Origin of the sequence: Synechococcus sp. 65AY6A5, from assembly GCF_002760415.1 — a bacterium.
In the GTDB taxonomy this organism is placed as follows: Bacteria; Cyanobacteriota; Cyanobacteriia; order Thermostichales; family Thermostichaceae; genus Thermostichus.
In genome coordinates, this window is record NZ_AXUW01000001.1 from 1982659 (window position 1) to 1999991 (window position 17333).

At 62.6% G+C, this 17333-nt stretch carries 17 protein-coding genes; 9 read left to right on the plus strand and 8 right to left on the minus strand.

Features of this window, described 5'->3' with window-relative positions; all coding sequences use genetic code 11:
• Positions 1-450, plus strand: a 450-nt coding sequence (locus SYN65AY6A5_RS09495) for a zinc ribbon domain-containing protein (RefSeq protein ID WP_143597156.1), incomplete at its 5' end; no start/stop codon positions are given.
• A 493-nt stretch (positions 451-943) separates the two neighbouring features.
• On the opposite strand, the gene SYN65AY6A5_RS09500 is transcribed toward SYN65AY6A5_RS09495, so the two are convergent.
• The 4 genes from SYN65AY6A5_RS09500 to SYN65AY6A5_RS09515 form a co-directional block, all read right to left on the minus strand.
• Positions 944-2485: an Hsp70 family protein gene (locus SYN65AY6A5_RS09500; RefSeq protein WP_011429252.1), complete on the minus strand. Its 1542-nt coding sequence runs from the start codon at positions 2483-2485 to the stop codon at positions 944-946.
• Positions 2485-3045, minus strand: a complete 561-nt coding sequence (locus SYN65AY6A5_RS09505; protein WP_240531024.1) for a helix-turn-helix domain-containing protein — start codon at positions 3043-3045, stop codon at positions 2485-2487. The genes SYN65AY6A5_RS09500 and SYN65AY6A5_RS09505 overlap by 1 nt, the downstream gene beginning before the upstream one ends.
• Positions 3046-3093: 48 nt before the next feature.
• The gene (locus SYN65AY6A5_RS09510; RefSeq protein ID WP_099884297.1) at positions 3094-3612 is read right to left on the minus strand and encodes a hypothetical protein; all 519 of its coding nucleotides are present in this window, start codon (positions 3610-3612) and stop codon (positions 3094-3096) included.
• 143 nt (positions 3613-3755) lie between these two features.
• The gene (locus SYN65AY6A5_RS09515; RefSeq protein WP_011429249.1) at positions 3756-4115 is read right to left on the minus strand and encodes a hypothetical protein; all 360 of its coding nucleotides are present in this window, start codon (positions 4113-4115) and stop codon (positions 3756-3758) included.
• A 202-nt stretch (positions 4116-4317) separates the two neighbouring features.
• Here SYN65AY6A5_RS09515 and trpB point away from each other — a divergent pair, with 202 nt between their 5' ends.
• The 7 genes from trpB to lysS all read left to right on the plus strand — a co-directional run bounded on the left by trpB (position 4318) and on the right by lysS (position 12541).
• Entirely contained in the window at positions 4318-5571 is a 1254-nt protein-coding gene (gene trpB, locus SYN65AY6A5_RS09520) for a tryptophan synthase subunit beta (protein ID WP_099813265.1), read from the plus strand.
• Positions 5572-5597: 26 nt separating this feature from the next.
• Positions 5598-6305, plus strand: coding sequence for an AMMECR1 domain-containing protein (locus SYN65AY6A5_RS09525; protein WP_228375405.1), 708 nt, complete (start codon positions 5598-5600; stop codon positions 6303-6305).
• On the plus strand, positions 6295-7029 hold the full coding sequence (locus SYN65AY6A5_RS09530) for a pantothenate kinase (RefSeq protein WP_011429246.1): 735 nt from the start codon (positions 6295-6297) through the stop codon (positions 7027-7029). Before SYN65AY6A5_RS09525 ends, SYN65AY6A5_RS09530 begins: the two co-directional genes overlap by 11 nt.
• 54 nt (positions 7030-7083) lie before the next feature.
• Entirely contained in the window at positions 7084-8220 is a 1137-nt protein-coding gene (gene aroC / locus SYN65AY6A5_RS09535) for a chorismate synthase (RefSeq protein WP_011429245.1), read from the plus strand.
• 52 nt (positions 8221-8272) lie between these two features.
• Positions 8273-9691, plus strand: coding sequence for a DNA repair protein RadA (radA, locus tag SYN65AY6A5_RS09540; protein WP_011429244.1), 1419 nt, complete (start codon positions 8273-8275; stop codon positions 9689-9691).
• A gap of 488 nt (positions 9692-10179) precedes the next feature.
• Positions 10180-10968 carry a Uma2 family endonuclease gene (locus SYN65AY6A5_RS09545; RefSeq protein WP_240527750.1) on the plus strand — a complete coding sequence of 263 codons (789 nt, stop codon included), beginning with the start codon at positions 10180-10182 and terminating at the stop codon, positions 10966-10968.
• A 46-nt stretch (positions 10969-11014) separates the two neighbouring features.
• Positions 11015-12541 (plus strand): lysine--tRNA ligase, encoded by a 1527-nt coding sequence (gene lysS / locus SYN65AY6A5_RS09550; RefSeq protein ID WP_011429242.1) that lies wholly within the window; start codon positions 11015-11017, stop codon positions 12539-12541.
• A gap of 37 nt (positions 12542-12578) precedes the next feature.
• Here the strand turns inward: lysS and groL are convergent, their stop codons facing one another.
• From groL to SYN65AY6A5_RS09565, 3 genes are all read right to left on the minus strand, one after another.
• Complete coding sequence (gene groL / locus SYN65AY6A5_RS09555) at positions 12579-14207, minus strand: chaperonin GroEL (RefSeq protein WP_011429241.1); 1629 nt, start codon at positions 14205-14207, stop codon at positions 12579-12581.
• A 203-nt stretch (positions 14208-14410) separates the two neighbouring features.
• On the minus strand, positions 14411-14749 hold the full coding sequence (locus tag SYN65AY6A5_RS09560; protein ID WP_346426047.1) for a 30S ribosomal protein PSRP-3: 339 nt from the start codon (positions 14747-14749) through the stop codon (positions 14411-14413).
• A gap of 68 nt (positions 14750-14817) precedes the next feature.
• Positions 14818-15939, minus strand: a complete 1122-nt coding sequence (locus SYN65AY6A5_RS09565; protein WP_071813491.1) for an FAD-dependent oxidoreductase — start codon at positions 15937-15939, stop codon at positions 14818-14820.
• A gap of 151 nt (positions 15940-16090) precedes the next feature.
• On the opposite strand from SYN65AY6A5_RS09565, the gene SYN65AY6A5_RS09570 reads away from it, so the two are divergent.
• Positions 16091-16780, plus strand: coding sequence for a Uma2 family endonuclease (locus SYN65AY6A5_RS09570; RefSeq protein ID WP_011429238.1), 690 nt, complete (start codon positions 16091-16093; stop codon positions 16778-16780).
• A 13-nt stretch (positions 16781-16793) separates the two neighbouring features.
• Here SYN65AY6A5_RS09570 and SYN65AY6A5_RS09575 read toward each other — a convergent pair.
• A partial coding sequence (locus SYN65AY6A5_RS09575; protein WP_143597157.1) for an RNA-guided endonuclease TnpB family protein occupies positions 16794-17333 on the minus strand: 540 nt, incomplete at its 5' end.

A 17333-nucleotide genomic window follows, 5' to 3' on the forward strand; every position in this document is an offset into this window, starting at 1 on the left:
AACTACCGATTGATATTCCTCCCCACTTTCGAGTCAGCCAAGATGGTTGCCAAGGCAGGGAGGAAGTTTGGTAGCAAGACAGCAAGGGCGATGCTCACCTGGGCGCACTACCGGTTCAAGCAGTTCCTGAAGTTTCAAGCCAAGAAGAAAAACGTGGTTGTCGTGGAAGTATCGGAAGCGTACACCAGCAAAACCTGTACCAAGTGCGGGCACATCCACACCAAGTTGGGTGGCGCAAAGGTGTTTAGATGCCCAAAGTGCAACCATAGGCTACCACGAGATTGGCAAGGCGCTCTGGGCGTTATGCTCAGGGCTTTGCGGGATACCGCCTTTCTGTTTGGACTCCGTCCCGCTAACGCGGTCGCGTCAGCATCGCGTAGTGACAACGGAAACGGACAGAATGCTATCGCTTCACCGCTGAGCAGTAATGCTCAGCAGTGTTCAGCGTAAATGTATCAGTACCGGGCAGACTCGCAGCAAGGCGACCAAGGCTCAGCGCTGTTCTACGACGGGAAGCTAGTTTACCTGTCAGCAGTAGGGCCAGTCGTTTCTAATTCTTGAGAGATTGAGCTCAGGGGAGTCGGCCCTCACCCCCAGCCCCTCTCCCAGGGGGAGAGGGGAGCTAGAGATAGTGCTTCGCGCTGCCGGCGCCTTCGCGACAGCGTTGCGTAGCAATAACGACGTAGAGAAACGTTGCATCTATTTGAAATGACTATATCTGTCAAGTCATTACAAAGCCACTGCAGGGGATATACAGTCATTCTGGATGAGCTTAAGACTTTTCCCCCGCGCTTTACAGCAAAATAGGCGATTGTTCAACAAGGGATCCGCCCAAGCGCTCCACGCTGCCATTGCGACTACCCCCAGCCCCTCTCCCAGGGGGGAGAAGGGCCAGGCGGCACTGTTTGGGTTTTGGCGCGATAAAGAAGCTGAGTGCCTTTCTCTAACTCAGGGTGGCTACGGGCTGGGCTTCTACCAAAAGCTGCTGGGTTTGCAAGTCGAAGATAGTGGCCAACAGCCGCCGCGAGGCATCGACGGCAAATTCCACCTTGAGGCGATCTTCTCCTGCCCGACCTGGGGGCTGCAGGCGGGCCAGACAAGCCGGCTCAGCACCCAGGGATCGAAAATCGGTTTGTCGGGTAAGTTGGCGGCTGCTCATGCGCCCCAGCTCGTCATAGACCACCTCAGCCTGGGCCACCTGGGCCACTTCCCCCACATCGAGTCGAATTTCGGTCTGGCCATCGTTGGCCACCTGCAAGATCAAGGGCTCGGAGCGTCGGCAAGGGTAGGGGCTGCCCCGCTCGAAGAGGGGATAGTAGATGTAACTTTTTTGCCAGGGATCCCAGAGGCGGATGGCGTAGCTGTGGTGCAGGCGATCCTCGAGCTTGACCTGGCGGCCCATCTGCAGAGCGCCCAGGGCCACGGCGTCGAAGGGGCGCTCGCAGCGGACTTTCTTTTTGCCGAAGTAGGAGCGGAGCAGCTCTTGGACTGCCGGCAGTTGGGAGCTGCCTCCCACCAGGAGCACCTGCTCAATTTGGCTTTTGCCCACTCCCCTTGCCTGGGCGCTGAGCAGCACCTCGTCTAGGCACTGGCGGATCTGGTCGAGGAGCTGGTGGGTTTCTAAAATCTCCTCCAGCGCCTGCCGATTCAAGCGCAGCTCATAGGCAGTTAGAGTCTCGTCGTCGAACCAACTGCCCACAGCCTCCGGCTGGGCAGAAAGGGCGATCTTGAGCTGTTCTGCCTGCTCCAAAAGCGTCATCCAGCTCAGGGCCCCCAGCTGCTGCCGGCTCAGCCCCAGTTGCCCCAGCAGGTATTCGGCTATCCAGATGTCGATATCCACCCCGCCCACGTAGGCGTCGGCCTTGGCGATCACCTCTGCCTTGAGGACGGGGTTGCCCGGCTGGGGGGCAAGGGTGCGCACCAGGCTGAGATCCAGGGTGCCGCCGCCGAAATCCACCACCAGCACCACGGATCCCGGCTGGCCGACCGCATAGCCCAGGGCAGCGGCAGTGGCCTCGTCCACAATTTGAACGGGATCCCCGGCCACCCCCCGCAGCCAGTTCAAGTAGCGCTCAAAGGAGCCGACGGGAGCGGTAAACACCACCTGTTGCGGCTGCAGGTATTCTTGCTGGACGGCTTCCATCACCGCCTGCAAAAAAGCCTGAGCCACCCTCTCGGCGTCGTAGCGCTCCCCATCGAGAATCCGCGGTGGGGGGACAAACTCCGCCACCAGATCCCGCTTGAAGCCCTGAAACAGCCGCTGCGGCTCCACTGCCCCCCAACGCCCGGCCCGCACCGTTTCCCCCACCAAGAGCTGGCCTTTTCCCTTGACATAGACCAGGCTGGGAATGGCCGAGTAGCCCGGGCGGGAAAGGCCGGGAAAGCTGAGCAGGCGGGGCGCTTCTTGGACGGGATCCCAAACTGCCACCACAGTATTGCTGGTGCCGAAATCGATAGCCAGCGTTGCTTTGGGGACAGGTGCCATCAGCTCAATCCTCCGGGCAGCGAGCGGCTGACTTTGGCCGGGCAGAGGATGTAGTCTTTCCGGCGGTAGCCGACAAAGCGGATGTAGACGGGATCCCCTGGCCGAATGTCCGGCTGATCCGGCTGGTGCAGTTGCGGGTCGAAGGGGACGGACTCAAGAGGGCTGCCGATGGCTTCATACCCCCACTGCTGCAGCAGGGCATCCAGCGACCGGAAGAGGGCCGTCACGTTTTGGGCCGGCCAATCGGGCTTGCGCCGGGCAATCTCGCGGACGGTGGGGTAGCTGGTCAGCAGCGGCTGCAGCAGGGAAAAGATCGCTTCTGCAGTGTTCGAGCCCCTTGGACTAGGGTCGCCACCGCCAAGCAGGGATCCCAACTCCCACTCTAAAGCGGCAGCCAGCTTCTGCAGTTGCTCCAGGCGCAGGGATCCCCACTGCCCTTGGCGCACCTGATCGAGGGCGCGGCGGCTGATCCCCGCCCGTGCTTGCAAGGCCCGCCATGAGAAGAGGCCAACGGCTTGCATCCGTTCCCGCAGCCAACTGTCCAGCGGTCTCTCGGCCATGGGGTTTTGCCAGGGATCCCTACGATCATGCCCCAACTTGGGCCTGGGTCAGGGATCCACAAAGCGCAGGGAGCGGGCTATGGCTTCCACGTCCCGGTCGTAGCGCTCGCGCCGGCTGGCCGGATAGACCAATTCAAAGCCAGCCTCTAGAGAGGGGCTGACGAGCTTTTTGAGGTAAAAAATCCGCTGGCCGTCTGGCTCGTAGCCGGAGACCACGAAAAAATCCCGACCGGCAACTTGATAGGTAACCCAGCGTCGGCTTTCCCGGCTGCGCTGCAGCTCCTCTTGCAGGGCGCTGGCGGGCGTTGCTTGAAGAATATTGTACCCACCCCAAACGCGCAGCTCGGCCCCCTCTTTGCCGATGAACACCTGGCCGTCGCCGCTGTCGGATTCCCCTTGGGGGACAAAATCAGCCGGATAGTCGAGGCGATAGCCAAAGCGGACATTGATGTAGGGCTGAAAGCCGGACTGGGCCAGCACCAAAAGAGCGGGTGAGGCCAGGGCCGGGATCCCTTCCCCCCCAAGGAGACCGGCGAGCAGACAGGCTAGGCAAGCAGCAGACTTCATGGTTTTGGTTTCCTCGGATCTGCGGCCATTCTAGGCTCCCTTGTCCTAACCTGCTGCTGGCAAAGGGATCCCTCACCCCCAGCCCCTCTCCCACAGGGAGAGGGGAGTAAGGAAGGGTTTCCAGCTTGTTGATTTGAGGTCGATTAAGTCTGCCGGTTGCTATCGGGGCTTTGCCCGGAGCGTAGCAGTTCAATTTTTTCTCTAGCTCGCTGGATGGCGGCGCAGTTGTCCACCGCTGCCCAGGTGGAGGCCAGAAAAAGTCCAGGGAGAGAAACTTCTCCTTCTTCATCGCTAAACAACACGCCGACAAAAATACACCACCCCAAAAAGATCATTAGCGCTTTCCATCGCCGCGTATAAATGTAGGCCGCAAAAGCCAGCAATAACGACAAAAAGACTGCCGCTCCCTGAGACTTTTGAGAAAGGGCATAGGTGCGGCGCAGCTCTTCGTCCCTGCGCTTTTGATCTTCTTGCTGGAGCAACTCTTGCAGATGCTTGTCCATAAAGGCCGCCCCCAAAATCGGACGGCCTGATCGTAAAAATCCTTGGAAGCCCCCTGTTCAAAGGTGATTTCGGCGGGATCCCACCATCTAGGGCGGCAAATAAGATAGCTTGGACAGTGGCCTTCCCGAGTTTCCATCTTCTGTAGAATAGGGAAACTTGTCTCCTATTGCCGGCTGTCAAGCCCGCGCCAATCCATTTGCCATGACCTCAACTCCTCTTGCTGCCCCTGCCACCTGGGATCCCCTTGACCCGCAGGTGCGTCCGGATCCTCGGGGCCGGTTTGGGCCCTTTGGGGGCCGTTTTGTGCCGGAAACCCTGATGAGCGCCCTGACGGAGCTGGAGGAAGCCTTTGAGCAGCATTGGCGGGATCCCGACTTTCGCGCCGAGTTTCACAGCCTACTGCGGGACTTTGTCGGGCGGCCCAGCCCCCTTTACTTTGCCCAGCGGCTGACCGAGCACTACGGCGGCCCCCAGATCTACCTGAAGCGGGAGGATCTCAACCACACCGGTGCCCACAAGATCAACAACGCCCTCGGCCAAGTGCTGCTGGCGGTGCGCATGGGCAAGCGAAGGATCATTGCCGAGACTGGCGCTGGCCAGCATGGGGTGGCCACGGCAACGGTGTGCGCCCGCTTTGGCCTGGAATGCGTCATCTACATGGGGGCGCTGGACATGGAGCGGCAGGCCCCCAATGTGCAGCGGATGCGCCTGCTGGGCGCTGAGGTAAGGGGGGTCGAATCAGGCACAGCCACCCTCAAAGACGCCCTCTCCGAGGCCATCCGCGACTGGGTAACCAACGTGGAGACCACCCACTACGTCATTGGCACGGTGGCCGGACCCCACCCCTACCCGAAGCTGGTGCGGACCTTTCACGATGTCATCGGCCAGGAGACGCGGCAGCAGTGCCAAGAGAAATGGGGAGGACTGCCGGACGTGCTGCTGGCCTGTGTGGGCGGCGGCTCCAATGCCCTGGGGTTGTTCAACGAGTTTGTTCAGGATCCCCAAGTGCGGCTTATCGGCATCGAGGCTGCCGGGGAGGGCTTGCACACCTCCCGCCACGCTGCTACTCTTAGCCGCGGTCGCATTGGGGTCTTGCACGGGGCCATGAGCTACCTGCTGCAAGATGAAGAAGGCCAGGTGCAGGAGGCCCATTCCATCAGCGCTGGCTTGGATTACCCCGGTGTGGGGCCGGAGCACAGCTACTTAAAGGAGATTGGGCGGGCTGAGTACTACGCCGTTACCGACGACGAGGCGGTGGAGGCGCTGCTATTGCTGTCGCGCCTGGAGGGGATCATCCCCGCCCTGGAGACGGCCCACGCCCTGGCCTACCTGAAGACCCTAGCCCCCCAGCTTGGCCCCCAGCAGCGGGTGGTGGTCAACTGCTCCGGGCGGGGCGACAAGGATCTGAACACCGTTTTCAAGTACTTGCAGAAGCGGGGGCATAGCCTAGCCTAGAGTTGGGTTGGCAAGATCCTCAGCTCGTGTCCACCTTTGCCATTCGATCGCTCAGCCTGCTGGCCTTGTTTCTGGGGGCAGGGCTAGGGCTGCTGGCCGGATCCCGGCCAGAGGTTTCTGGGCGCGTTGGCGGGATCCCGTCCCCGGCCACGAGTTCCCCGGCAGGCGCCTTGCCCCGCAACGGCGGGACGGAGGGGATCCCTGCTCCCGTCCAGCCGCAACCCTTGCCCAAGACGCTGCCGGCCCTGGCGCGGCAGGCCATCGCCCACTACTTCGCCACTGGCCAGGTGCTGCCTGCTCCAGAAGAGATCCCGCCCCACTGGCGGCGCCCGGCGGGAGTTTTTGTTACGGTGACCAGGGAGGGACGGCCCCGCGGCTGTTGGGGCAGCTTGGATCCCGGCGGCGAGGATCTGGCCAGGGCCACCATCCGGGCGGCGGTGGGAGCTGTTACTCGCGACTGGCGCTATCGGCCCCTGCAACCCGGCGAGCTGGAGTCGGCTTCTATTCAGGTGGCCATCGTGCGACGGGTGGTGCCCATCCCCTCTCTGGAGCAGGTGGATCCCACCCGCATGGGCCTGTTCATTCGCGCGGGGACACGGGGGGCGGTGTTGCTGCCCGGAGAGGCTCTGACGACGGCCTGGCAGCTCTCCACCGCCAAGCAATTGGCCGGGATCCCTGCCGATCAGCCGGTGGAGCTGTTTCGCGTGGAGGCGGAGCTGTTGCATGAGTTCTGAGGCAGAGCGGTGGCTGGCCGCCGTGGTGGGCAACACCCACGTGCGCTGGGGCTGGTTTGCTGGCGAGAGCTTGGTGAAGGTGGAGCAGTTTCCCGCCCACCAACCCCTATCCTGGCCAGAAGAGACGGAGCTGTGGCTAGCTGCCGTTGGCTCTGCCCCTTTGCCGCCCCGATCCCCCTGGGTGCATTGCCTTGAGCTCTCCCAGGTGCCGCTGCGGGATCCCTACCCAAGCCTGGGGCTGGATCGGGCACTGGCTCTGTGGGCCGCCGGGATCCGCTACGGCTGGCCCTGCTTGGTCATCGACGCCGGCACCGCCTTGACCCTGACGGGAGCTGACGCCGAGGGATCCCTGGTGGGAGGAGCGATCCTGCCCGGCCTGGGGTTGCAGGCGCAGGCGCTGGCCGACCACACCGCCCGGCTGCCCAAAGTGGAGTGGGATCCCGGCGCTCCCATACCCCCCCGCTGGGCCAGGAACACTGGGGCCGCCATCCGCAGCGGCATTCTTCATACCCTGCTGGCCGGCTTGCGGGATTTTCTGGCCGACTGGCGCCGCCGCTTTCCCCAAGGCCCGCTGCTAGTAACCGGCGGCGATGGCGAGCTACTCTACCCCCACCTGCGGCCCCTTGACGCAGAGCTGCGCTGGGATCCCCACCTGGTGTTGCGGGGGATTGCCGGCTGCCGTCAGTTGCACCGCGTCGTCCGCAAGCCTTCTGGTGCAGAATAGAAGACAGTCTCTCCCAGCCGCCTGCGAGCGGGCAGCTTCTTGCTCAGGGATCCCATGGCCAACGGCAACTCCTTCGGCGTCTTGTTTTGCGTCACCACCTACGGCGAGTCCCACGGGGGGGCGGTGGGGGTGGTGGTGGACGGCTGCCCGCCGCGGCTGCCCTTGAGCGAGGCCGACATCCAGGCGGAGCTGGATCGGCGCCGTCCCGGCCAGAGCCACATCACCACGCCGCGCCAGGAGGCGGATCGCTGCCAGATCCTCTCCGGGGTTTTCCAAGGCTTTACCCTCGGCACCCCCATCCACATCCTGGTGCGCAACCAGGACGCCCGCCCCCAGGATTACAGCGAGATGGCCACCACCTTCCGCCCTTCCCATGCCGATGCCACCTACCAGGCCAAGTACGGCATCCGCAACTGGCAGGGGGGAGGGCGGGCCTCGGCGCGGGAGACCATTGGCCGGGTGGCCGCCGGGGCCATCGCCAAGAAGATCCTGCGCCTGGCAGCAGGGGTAGAGATCCTGGCCTATGTGCAGCGGGTCCAAGACGTAGAGGCCCAGGTGGATCCCAGCTCCGTGACGGCGGAGCAGGTGGAAGCCAACATCGTCCGCTGCCCCGATCCAGCCGCGGCGGCGGCGATGATTGAAAAAATTGAAGCAGCGGCGCGGGAAGGAGATTCTCTCGGGGGAGTGGTGGAATGTGTGGCCCGCAATGTGCCCCGCGGGCTGGGCTGCCCGGTGTTCGACAAATTGGAGGCCGACCTGGCCAAGGCGGTGATGTCGCTGCCGGCCAGCAAGGGGTTTGAGATCGGTTCGGGGTTTGCCGGCACCTACCTGACGGGCAAGCAGCACAACGACGAGTTCTACATGACCCCCAGCGGCTGGCGCACCCGCAGCAACCGCTCCGGCGGCATCCAGGGGGGCATCAGCAACGGGGAAGACATCGTCCTGCGGGTGGCCTTCAAGCCCACCGCCACCATTCGCCAGCCCCAAAGCACCGTCACCCTCGACGGGCAGGAGACGGTTTTGGCGGCGCGGGGGCGCCACGATCCCTGCGTGCTGCCGCGGGCGGTGCCGATGGTGGAGGCGATGGTGGCTTTGGTGCTCTGTGACCATCTGCTGCGCCACCACGCCCAGTGCCGATCCCTGGCCTTGCCAGAGGTGCCCATTCCCGCCGTTCCCCTGCCCCACAGCTAGCGGCAGCCGGTCGGAGTCCTTGTATCCTAAGAAAGAGGCGGGATCCCTGTTCATGGCCAAGGCCAAAACCGTCTGGGAGTGCAGCCAGTGCGGCGAGCGCTACCCCAAGTTTTTGGGCCGCTGCGACAACTGTGGCGCCTGGAACACGCTGACGGAGGTGGTCGTCGCCCCCTCTTCTAAGTCTGGGCCACCGCAGCGGCTCGTTCCCCAGCGCAGCCGCGGCAACGGGATGCCCCTGTCGGCCCTTCCCCTCTCCCAAGTCTCCTCGGAGAGCCACCCCCGCCTCTCCTCTGGCTCCGGCGAGTTCGACCGGGTGTTGGGAGGTGGCATCGTGCCGGGATCCCTGGTGTTGATCGGCGGCGATCCAGGCATTGGCAAGAGCACCCTGCTGCTGCAGACTGCTGCGCATCTCGCCAAGCGGGGGCCCATCTTGTACGTGTCGGGGGAGGAATCGGCCCAGCAGATCAAGCTGCGCGCCGCTCGCATTAGCGGGACGGAGTCCTTGCGGCTGGGGATAGAAAGCGAGCAGCTCTACCTATTGGCGGAAACCGACCTGGAGGCCATTGTGGCCGAGATCCAGGCCCTACAGCCCCAGGTGGCGATCATCGACAGCATCCAGGCCATCTTCTGGGGGCAGCTCAGCTCGGCGCCGGGATCCGTTTCCCAGGTGCGGGAATGCGCCGGCCTCTTGATGCGAGTGGCCAAAAAACTGGGGGTGGCCCTGCTCATCGTTGGCCATGTTACCAAAGATGGATCCCTGGCCGGGCCCAAGGTGCTGGAGCACCTGGTGGACACCGTCTTGTACTTTGAGGGGGATCGCTTTCAGAGCCACCGCCTGCTGCGCGCCGTCAAAAACCGCTTTGGGGCGGCCCAGGAAATCGGCGTTTTCGAGATGACCGCCTCTGGCTTGGTGGAGGTGGACAATCCCTCGCAGCTTTTTTTGAGCAGCCGGGATCAGGCCACGCCGGGAACGGCCACCATCGTCGCCTGTGAGGGCACCCGCCCCTTGGTGGTGGACGTGCAGGCCCTGGTCAGCCCCACCAGCTACAGCTCCCCCCGCCGCACCGCCACCGGCATCGAGCTCAACCGCTTTTTGCAGATCTTGGCGGTGCTGGAAAAACGGGTGGGGATCCCGCTTTCCAAATACGACGCCTACATTGCCTCCGCCGGCGGCATCCAGGTGGCCGAGCCAGCTGCCGACTTGGGGGTGGCGGTGGCCGTGGCCGCCAGCTTCCGAGATCGCCAGGTGGATCCCTTTACGGTCTTGATCGGCGAGGTGGGCCTGGGGGGACAGGTGCGCCCGGTGGCGCAGTTGGAGCAGCGCCTCAAGGAAGCCGCCAAGCTGGGGTTCCGCCACGCCATCATCCCCAACAGCCCCGTTTTGGCCGACTCTGGCCTGCGCTTGAGCCGGGTGCAGCGGGTGTTGGAAGCTCTGCTGGTGGCTCTGCCCAGCTCCGAGCCTGGCCAGTGAGAAGGGATCCCCAACTTGCCCAGTTGGGCGGTCGAGCTCCGCCAAGAACCAAGCTACGGGAAAATGTCATAGAATAAAGGTTTGTGCGACAACAGCAACCGGATCCCGGCCCGGATGGGCACACTATCCTACAGACCCTGGCGCAAGAGACTGACCTAAGGATCGACCTATGGCGTTGGTAGCCCTGTTTCTTTTCGTGGTGTACCTGATCGTCTCCAGCTTGAACGCCCAGGCGGAGCGCTAGCTGCTTTCCAAAAGGGATCCGGCCAAAGCTGAGGAGGTCGGGCAGGATTTTTTGTCTCTTGCCCCGCTCCAGGAGGCAGGCCCTCGGCCCAGGGTTGGGCTTCTATCTCTGGTGTGGATTGGAGAAGCTCTCTGGTCGCCTTTTTCCCCAAAACCTTTGCTACCCTCGAGATGGTTCGATATCGGCTCGATTGACCAACAACCGAGCAGTCGCTAGCAGCGGCCCTGCAAAGGATCCCGGCATCATGGTTTCTGCACCTTCTAGCCCCCTCAAGCCCTCGACGCCGGCAGCGGAGTTTCCACCGCCGCCCCCACCCGATATCAGTGACCTGGTGATCGAGGACGACCAGCCTGTGGACAGCATCTACTCGGAGAAGCTGCAGCGCCTGCTCACGAGCGCCCTCTACGCCTCCTTTCAGCCCAGAGCCAAAGACAGCGGCGAGCCGATCCCCTTCCTGGCCACGGCCAACGTCGGCCTGTTCTACGCCCTCAAGCAGCCGCCGCTCGTGCCCGATGTCATGCTCAGCCTGGAGGTAGCTCCCCCCGCCAGCTTCGAGCGCAAGGAAGATCGCACCTACTTTGTCTGGGAGATGGGCAAGCCTCCCGACGTGGTCATTGAGATTGTCTCCAACCGCGAGGGAGAAGAGCTGGGCCGCAAACTCAGGGACTACGCCCGCGCCGGCGTGGGCTACTACGGGGTTTACGATCCTTTGCGGCAACTGCGGGAGCTGCAGGGATCCCCACTGGTTCTTTTTCAGCGGCGGGGGGGAGAGTTGGTTCCCTTCGATTCCACCTGGCTGGAGGAGATTGGCCTGGGCTTGACCCTCTGGCAGGGATCCTTCGAGGGCGTCAACACGGAATGGCTGCGCTGGTGTGACCGAGAGGGCCAAGTTTTACCCACCGGCGACGAAAAGGCCGCCCTAGAGCAGCAGCGGGCCGAGAGAGAACGCCAACGGGCTGAAAGAGAACGCCAACGGGCCGAAAGACTTTTGGAGCTGCTGCGTTCCCACGGGATCGCGCCGCCGGAAGCGTAAAAAAGGATCCCGTCCGTCCCTGAAATCCTCTATCCCTTTTACCCCTATGTCCACTCTCCCCAGCAGCAGCGAAGCTGCCCAACGGGCCGCCCGCCTGGAAAAGGCCCGCCACCTGCAGGAGCAAGGGATCCTGCCCTACGCCTATTCTTTCCCGGTTACCCACTTGGCTGCCGAGTTGCAGGCGCAATTTGCCGATCTCGAGCCCGGCGCCGAGCGGGAGGATGTGCAGGTGGCGGTGGCCGGGCGGATCCGGGCGCGGCGGGTCATGGGCAAACTGGCCTTCTTTACCCTGCAGGATCGCTCTGGCACCATCCAGCTCTACCTGGAAAAGCAACGGCTGACGCAGCACATGGGGGAGCTGGCCTTCAAGAACCTGGACAAGCTGCTTGACGTGGGCGATTGGCTGGGGGCCAAGGGCTGTCTCAAGCGCACCGAGAAAGGGGAGCTGTCGGTGCGGGTGGACGAGTACCAGGTGCTGACCAAGGCCCTGCTGCCCCTGCCCGATAAGTGGCACGGCCTACGGGATGTGGAGAAACGCTACCGCCAGCGCTACGTTGACCTCATCGTCAACCCCGAGGTCAAGCAAACCTTGCTCGACCGGGCCAAGATCGTCCGCTCCCTGCGGCAGACCCTGGAGGAGCGGGGCTTTGTGGAGATCGAGACGCCGGTGCTGCAGGTGATCCCCGGCGGGGCGGAGGCGCGTCCCTTCATCACCCACCACAACGCCCTGGATCTAGATCTCTACTTGCGCATTGCCACCGAGCTGCACCTGAAGCGGCTGGTGGTGGGCGGGATCGAGCGGGTGTACGAAATTGGGCGAGTCTTTCGCAACGAGGGCATCTCCACCCGCCACAACCCGGAGTTTACCTCGCTGGAGGCCTACCAAGCCTTTGCCGACTACCACACGATGATGGAGCTGACCGAAGCCCTGGTCTGCAACGCCGCCCTGGCAGTGCGGGGATCCCTGCAAATTACTTACCAAGGGGAGACCATTGACCTCACCCCACCCTGGCGGCGGGTAACGATCCAGGAGTTGGTGGAGGAGGCCACCGGCATCTTCATCGACGTGGAAAAGGGATCCACCGCCGAGCTCTTGCCCGCCCTGGCCCAGCAGGGGATCCCCGATCTCTCCCCCCACGACTCCCCTGGCAAGCTGTTGGTCAAAGCCTTCGAGCACTGCTGCGAGAGCCGCCTGCGCCAGCCGACCTTTGTTCTCGACTATCCCCTGGAGGTGTGTCCGCTCACCAAGCCCCACCGCAGCAAGCCGGGGTTGGCGGAGCGCTTCGAGCTGTTTATCGTCGGGCGGGAGACGGCCAACGCCTACTCGGAGCTGACCGACCCGGTGGATCAGCGGCAGCGGCTGGAGGCCCAGGCGGCCCTGAAGGCAGCCGGAGACGAAGAGGCCCACTTTTTGGACGAAGACTTCCTCACTGCCCTGGAGTACGGCCTTCCCCCCACCGGTGGCCTGGGCATCGGCATCGACCGTCTGGCGATGCTGCTGTGCGACGCTGCCAGCATCCGCGATGTCATCGCCTTCCCCCTGCTGCGACCGGAGACGGGAGAAAGCCCCTGAATAGGGGCCTAGGCCACAAGGGCATGGTTTAGGGGAGTTACATCATCCCCGCACCGCCGGAGCGGCTCGCTCCTGTTTTCGTCTTGGGTTCGGGCTTTTCCACCACAATGGCTTCGGTGGTGAGGTACATGGCGGCGATGGAAGCGGCATTCTGCAGCGCCGAGCGTACGACCTTGGCCGGATCCACGATCCCCTGAGCAAACATGTCCACATAGGTGCCCGTCAGGGCATCAAAGCCAAAGGGCATCTCCTTCTCCAGAACCTTTTCCACCACCACCGACCCCTCCAGGCCAGCGTTGTGGGCAATCTGATAGAGCGGCGCCTGCAAAGCCCGGCAGACAATGTCCGCCCCCACCTGCTCTTCTGCGTTCAAGTTGGCCTTGAAGGCCGGGATCCCTTTGGAAAGATGCAGCAACGTTGCCCCGCCACCGGGGACGATCCCTTCCTCCACTGCCGCCCGCGTGGCGTTGAGGGCATCTTCAATGCGCAGCTTGCGGTCTTTAAGCTCCGTTTCAGTGGCAGCTCCCACCTTGATCACCGCCACCCCACCGGCCAGCTTGGCGATCCGCTCCTGCAGCTTCTCGCGGTCGTACTCGGAATCGGTGGTCTCCAGTTGCTTGCGGATCTGGGCCACCCGTTTCTCCACCGCCGCCTTGGTGCTGCCGTCGGTCACAATGGTGGTCTTGTCTTTGGTAACGGTAATCTTGCGGGCCACCCCCATCATGTCCAGGGTGACGTTCTCCAGCTTGATGCCGATATCCTCGGAGATGAGCTGCCCACCGGTGAGGATGGCAATGTCCTCCAACATGGCCTTGCGCCGATCCCCAAAAGCCGGCGCCTTCACCGCCACCGCGTTCAACACCCCCCGCAGCTTGTTGACCACCAAAGTGGCCAGGGCTTCTCCCTCCACATCCTCGGCAATCACCAGCAGCGGCCGTCCCTCTCGCGCTACCCGCTCCAGAACAGGCACCAGATCCTGAAGATTGGAGAGCTTATTACTGGTGATGAGCAGATAGGCATTTTCGTATTCGGCCACCATCCGCTCCGTATCGGTGACGAAATAGGGGGAAATGTAGCCGCGGTCGAACTGCATCCCTTCGACAACTTCCAATTGGGTTTCCAAGGACTTGGACTCTTCGACCGTAATCACCCCATCTCGCCCCACGGCATCCATGGCCCTGGCGATCATCTCCCCCACTTCCGGGTCGTTGCCGGCAGAGATGGTAGCTACCTCGGCGATGTTCTTGCGGCCTTCCACAGGCTTAGCTTGAGCGGCAATTTGCTCCACCAGGTAGGCAGTGGTCTTCTCGATGCCGCGCCGCAAAGCTACAGGGTTGGCTCCTGCCGAAATATTCTTCAACCCCTCCTGCACCATGCTCTGGGCCAAAATGGTGGCTGTGGTGGTGCCGTCTCCGGCCACGTCGTTGGTCTTGGTGGCCACTTCCCGCATCAGCTGGGCACCGGTGTTCTCCAAAGGATCCGCCAATTCAATTTCCTTGGCAATGGTGACCCCGTCGTTGACGATCTGGGGGGCGCCGAACTTTTTCTCCAGAAGGACGTTGCGCCCTTTCGGGCCAATGGTAACCTTAACTGCATCCGCCAGTTGATTGATGCCCTGCTCCAATGCCTTGCGGGCCTCTTCCCTAAACAGAATCTGTTTTGCCATAGAATCCCCGATCCTCTTAGTTTCAACTGGGCCGCTTAGCGCTGCCAGGCGGAGTGGGATCCCAGAAGGGCCCCGGCGATCCATTGGCTTGGCCGAGCCCAAAGTTAGCACTCTGAAATCCCGAGTGCTAATCTAGCCCAAAAGCAGGATCCCCATCAAGATGGGTTGGGTTTGGAGTCGCGGCCTCGGCGGGGAGGGGAGAGCTAGGCGTTGCCGCCGATGAGGATGTCGGGGAACTGGGCTTGGGCTTCGCTGATGGGGCGCTCGCGTCCGCCGTTTTGCCAGTAGTTGATCAGTTCAGTGGCTTGGTTGAGTAGAGTGATGCGATCTTCCTCGCTGATCCAAGTTTTGCTCTCCAGCTCGGCTTTGAGCTGTTCCCAGGCGTCATCCCGCGGCCAGAAAAAGTAGCGGGTGAGGGGGCTGCGGTTTTTGGCCACCACCTGATCCACGGCGATGGCCAAATCGTTTTCCAGCCAGAGGGCTTTCAGGGCAAATTTCGGCAAGGCTCTTTTCTCCTTTGCAGGACTCGACAGATCACACACTGGCCCGGCCTGAGCCGGGCAACCTTCTATTCTGACATAAGTCTTGCTACCTCAGTGGATAGGCCAGCTCAGCCCTGTTTAGGTCTTGGGGCAAAAGCGCTTAGATCGCACAGGGCTGTTTCCCCTTTCAGCACCAAATCCCTCAGGATGGCGGCGCTAATCGGGGCCAGCAACACTCCATTGCGGTAGTGGCCGGTGGCAACCAAAAGATTGACATAGCCGGGAGCCGGCCCCAGAATGGGGGCGCGCTGCCCCAGCGGTCGGGGTCGATGGCCGGCCCAGTGCTCCAGCAGGGTGGCTTCGGCTAGGGCCGGGCAGATGCCGATGGCGTGGGCCAGCAGATCCTGTAAGGCCAGCAGCGTCGGCTGGGGATGGGGGGCCTGAAACTCCACGGTTGCCCCCACCCACAGGGATCCATCCCCCAGGGGGACCAGATGCAGATCCTCGTCGCTGACCACCGGCCCCAGGGGGATCCCCGCCGCTTTGACCCGCAGAGCCTGGCCTTTGACCGCCTGCAGAGGGATCCGCAAGCCCAGCTCCTCGGCCAGAGGGGAGCTGTCCAGGCCGGCAGCGAGAACGACATGGCCTGCCGAGAAGGCGAAGGCTGGCGTATAAACTGCCTGTAGGCGAAAGGGAGGATCCGGGCTGCGCTGCATCTTCTGAACCGGCTGATGGAAGAAGAAGCGGCAGCCTCTGCGTTGGGCTGCTTCCACAAGCGCCTGCGTAAGGAGGCGGGGTTGGATCTGCCGATCTTGGGGAGAGTAGAGGGCTCCCCCCAGGTCGCTGCGCAAACCTGGCTGCAGGGATCCCACTTCGCCAGGGCTGAGAAACTCCAGGCGGTAACCTGCTTGCCGGCGAGCCGCCAGGGTTGCTTGCCAAGCGTCCACTTCCTCCTCCCGGAGGAGCTTGAGGATGCCGTGCCGATTGACGGGCAAAGTCCGACCCAAGTCGGCTTCCAGCCGCGCAATCAGGGGATCGAACTGCTCCAGGCTTTTCAGGCGCAACTGCACCACCTCCCCATCTGGCTGGCGGCTGCAGATCCCCATCAACACCCCCAACGAGGCCCCGGTGGCGCCTGAGGCCGGATCCCTGGCGTCGATCCCAACCACCGATAGCCCTGCTGTGGCCAATTCGTAGGCGATGGCACAGCCCACCACCCCACAGCCGATCACCAAAACGTCGCAGTTCAAGGTTCCTCCTCAAAGAGAGCCCTTTTGCCGTGATACCCCATTCTGCGGGCGGGATCCCTTCTGGAGAGCGGCCAGCTTTGCCGCCCTTGTCCTCTGCGGCAAAAAGTAGGGGAAACGGCGAAGATGTCGACATCCCCGACTGCCTTTGCCCATGGATACTGAACTGCTGCTGCCCGATGTCGCTGATCTGGTCACTGAGGACGATACCCCGGCGGATAACTTTGCCTCTGAAAAGCAACAGCGCCTCCTGACTGGCTCGCTCTACAGCTCTCTGCCCCACAAAACCTTCCTGGCAGCAGCCAATGTCGGGATCTACACAACCCCCAGTCGCCCCCCGATTGTGTCGGATGTTTTTCTCAGCCTGGATGTCACGGTGCCGGAACAATGGTGGGAGAAGCAGAACCGGTGCTATCTGCTCTGGCAATTTGACAAGCCGCCGGATGTGGTGATCGAGATTGTCTCCAACCGCGAAGGCGACGAGCTAGGTGGCAAGTTCAGCCGCTACGAGCAGATGCGGGTCAGCTACTACGTGGTTTTTGATCCCAACCACGAGCTGGGATCCGAGGAGCTGCGCCTTTTTGAGCTGCGGGGCCGCCACTATGCGGAAATGACCGAGACCTGGCTGGAACAGGTGGAGCTGGGCCTGAGGCTGTGGGACGGAGTTTTCGAGGGGAAACAAGCCCGCTGGCTGCGCTGGTGCGATGCCAAAGGGCAGTTGCTTTTGACGGGAGATGAGCGGGCCGAGCTGGAACGCCAACGAGCCGAACAGGAACGCCAGCGGGCCGAGCGTCTGGCAGCAAGGTTGCGGGCTTTGGGCGAGGATCCGGATCTGGAGAGGTGACGTACTCCCGCACTTATGCTGACGCATAGAGTGCAGGCTTCCCAGTGACTCCTGCCCAATGGCAGGACATTTCCTGAGCTTGAAGAACGGGACGCCCCACCGCTCTGGATTTGATGACCCTCGCCGAGTTGTGATCCCTACCAATCCTCAACCCACAGTGCGGACAATCGTGCCACCGCTCATGCAGCTCTTTGGGCACCTCACGACCGCACCCCGAGCACCCTTGACTGCTGCCGCGGGGATCCCCTGCAATCGTCAACAGCCCAGCTCTTTCAGCCTTGGCTGCCAGAATTTGCAGGAACTCACCCCAACCGGCGTCATGGATAGATTTGGCCAACCTTGTCCTTGCCAGACCTTTGATGTTCAATGCCTCATGGGCTATGTGTCTCCCTTTTTGCAAAAGCTGATGAGCAACTTTGTGGTGGAAATCCCGGCGCTGGTTGGCTACTTTCTGATGTGCCTTGCTCAACCTCTTGACCGCTTTCTGGTAGCGGTTTGACCCCTTCTGCTTGCGCGATACAGACCGTTGCAGCCGCTTGAGGGGCTTTTGCGC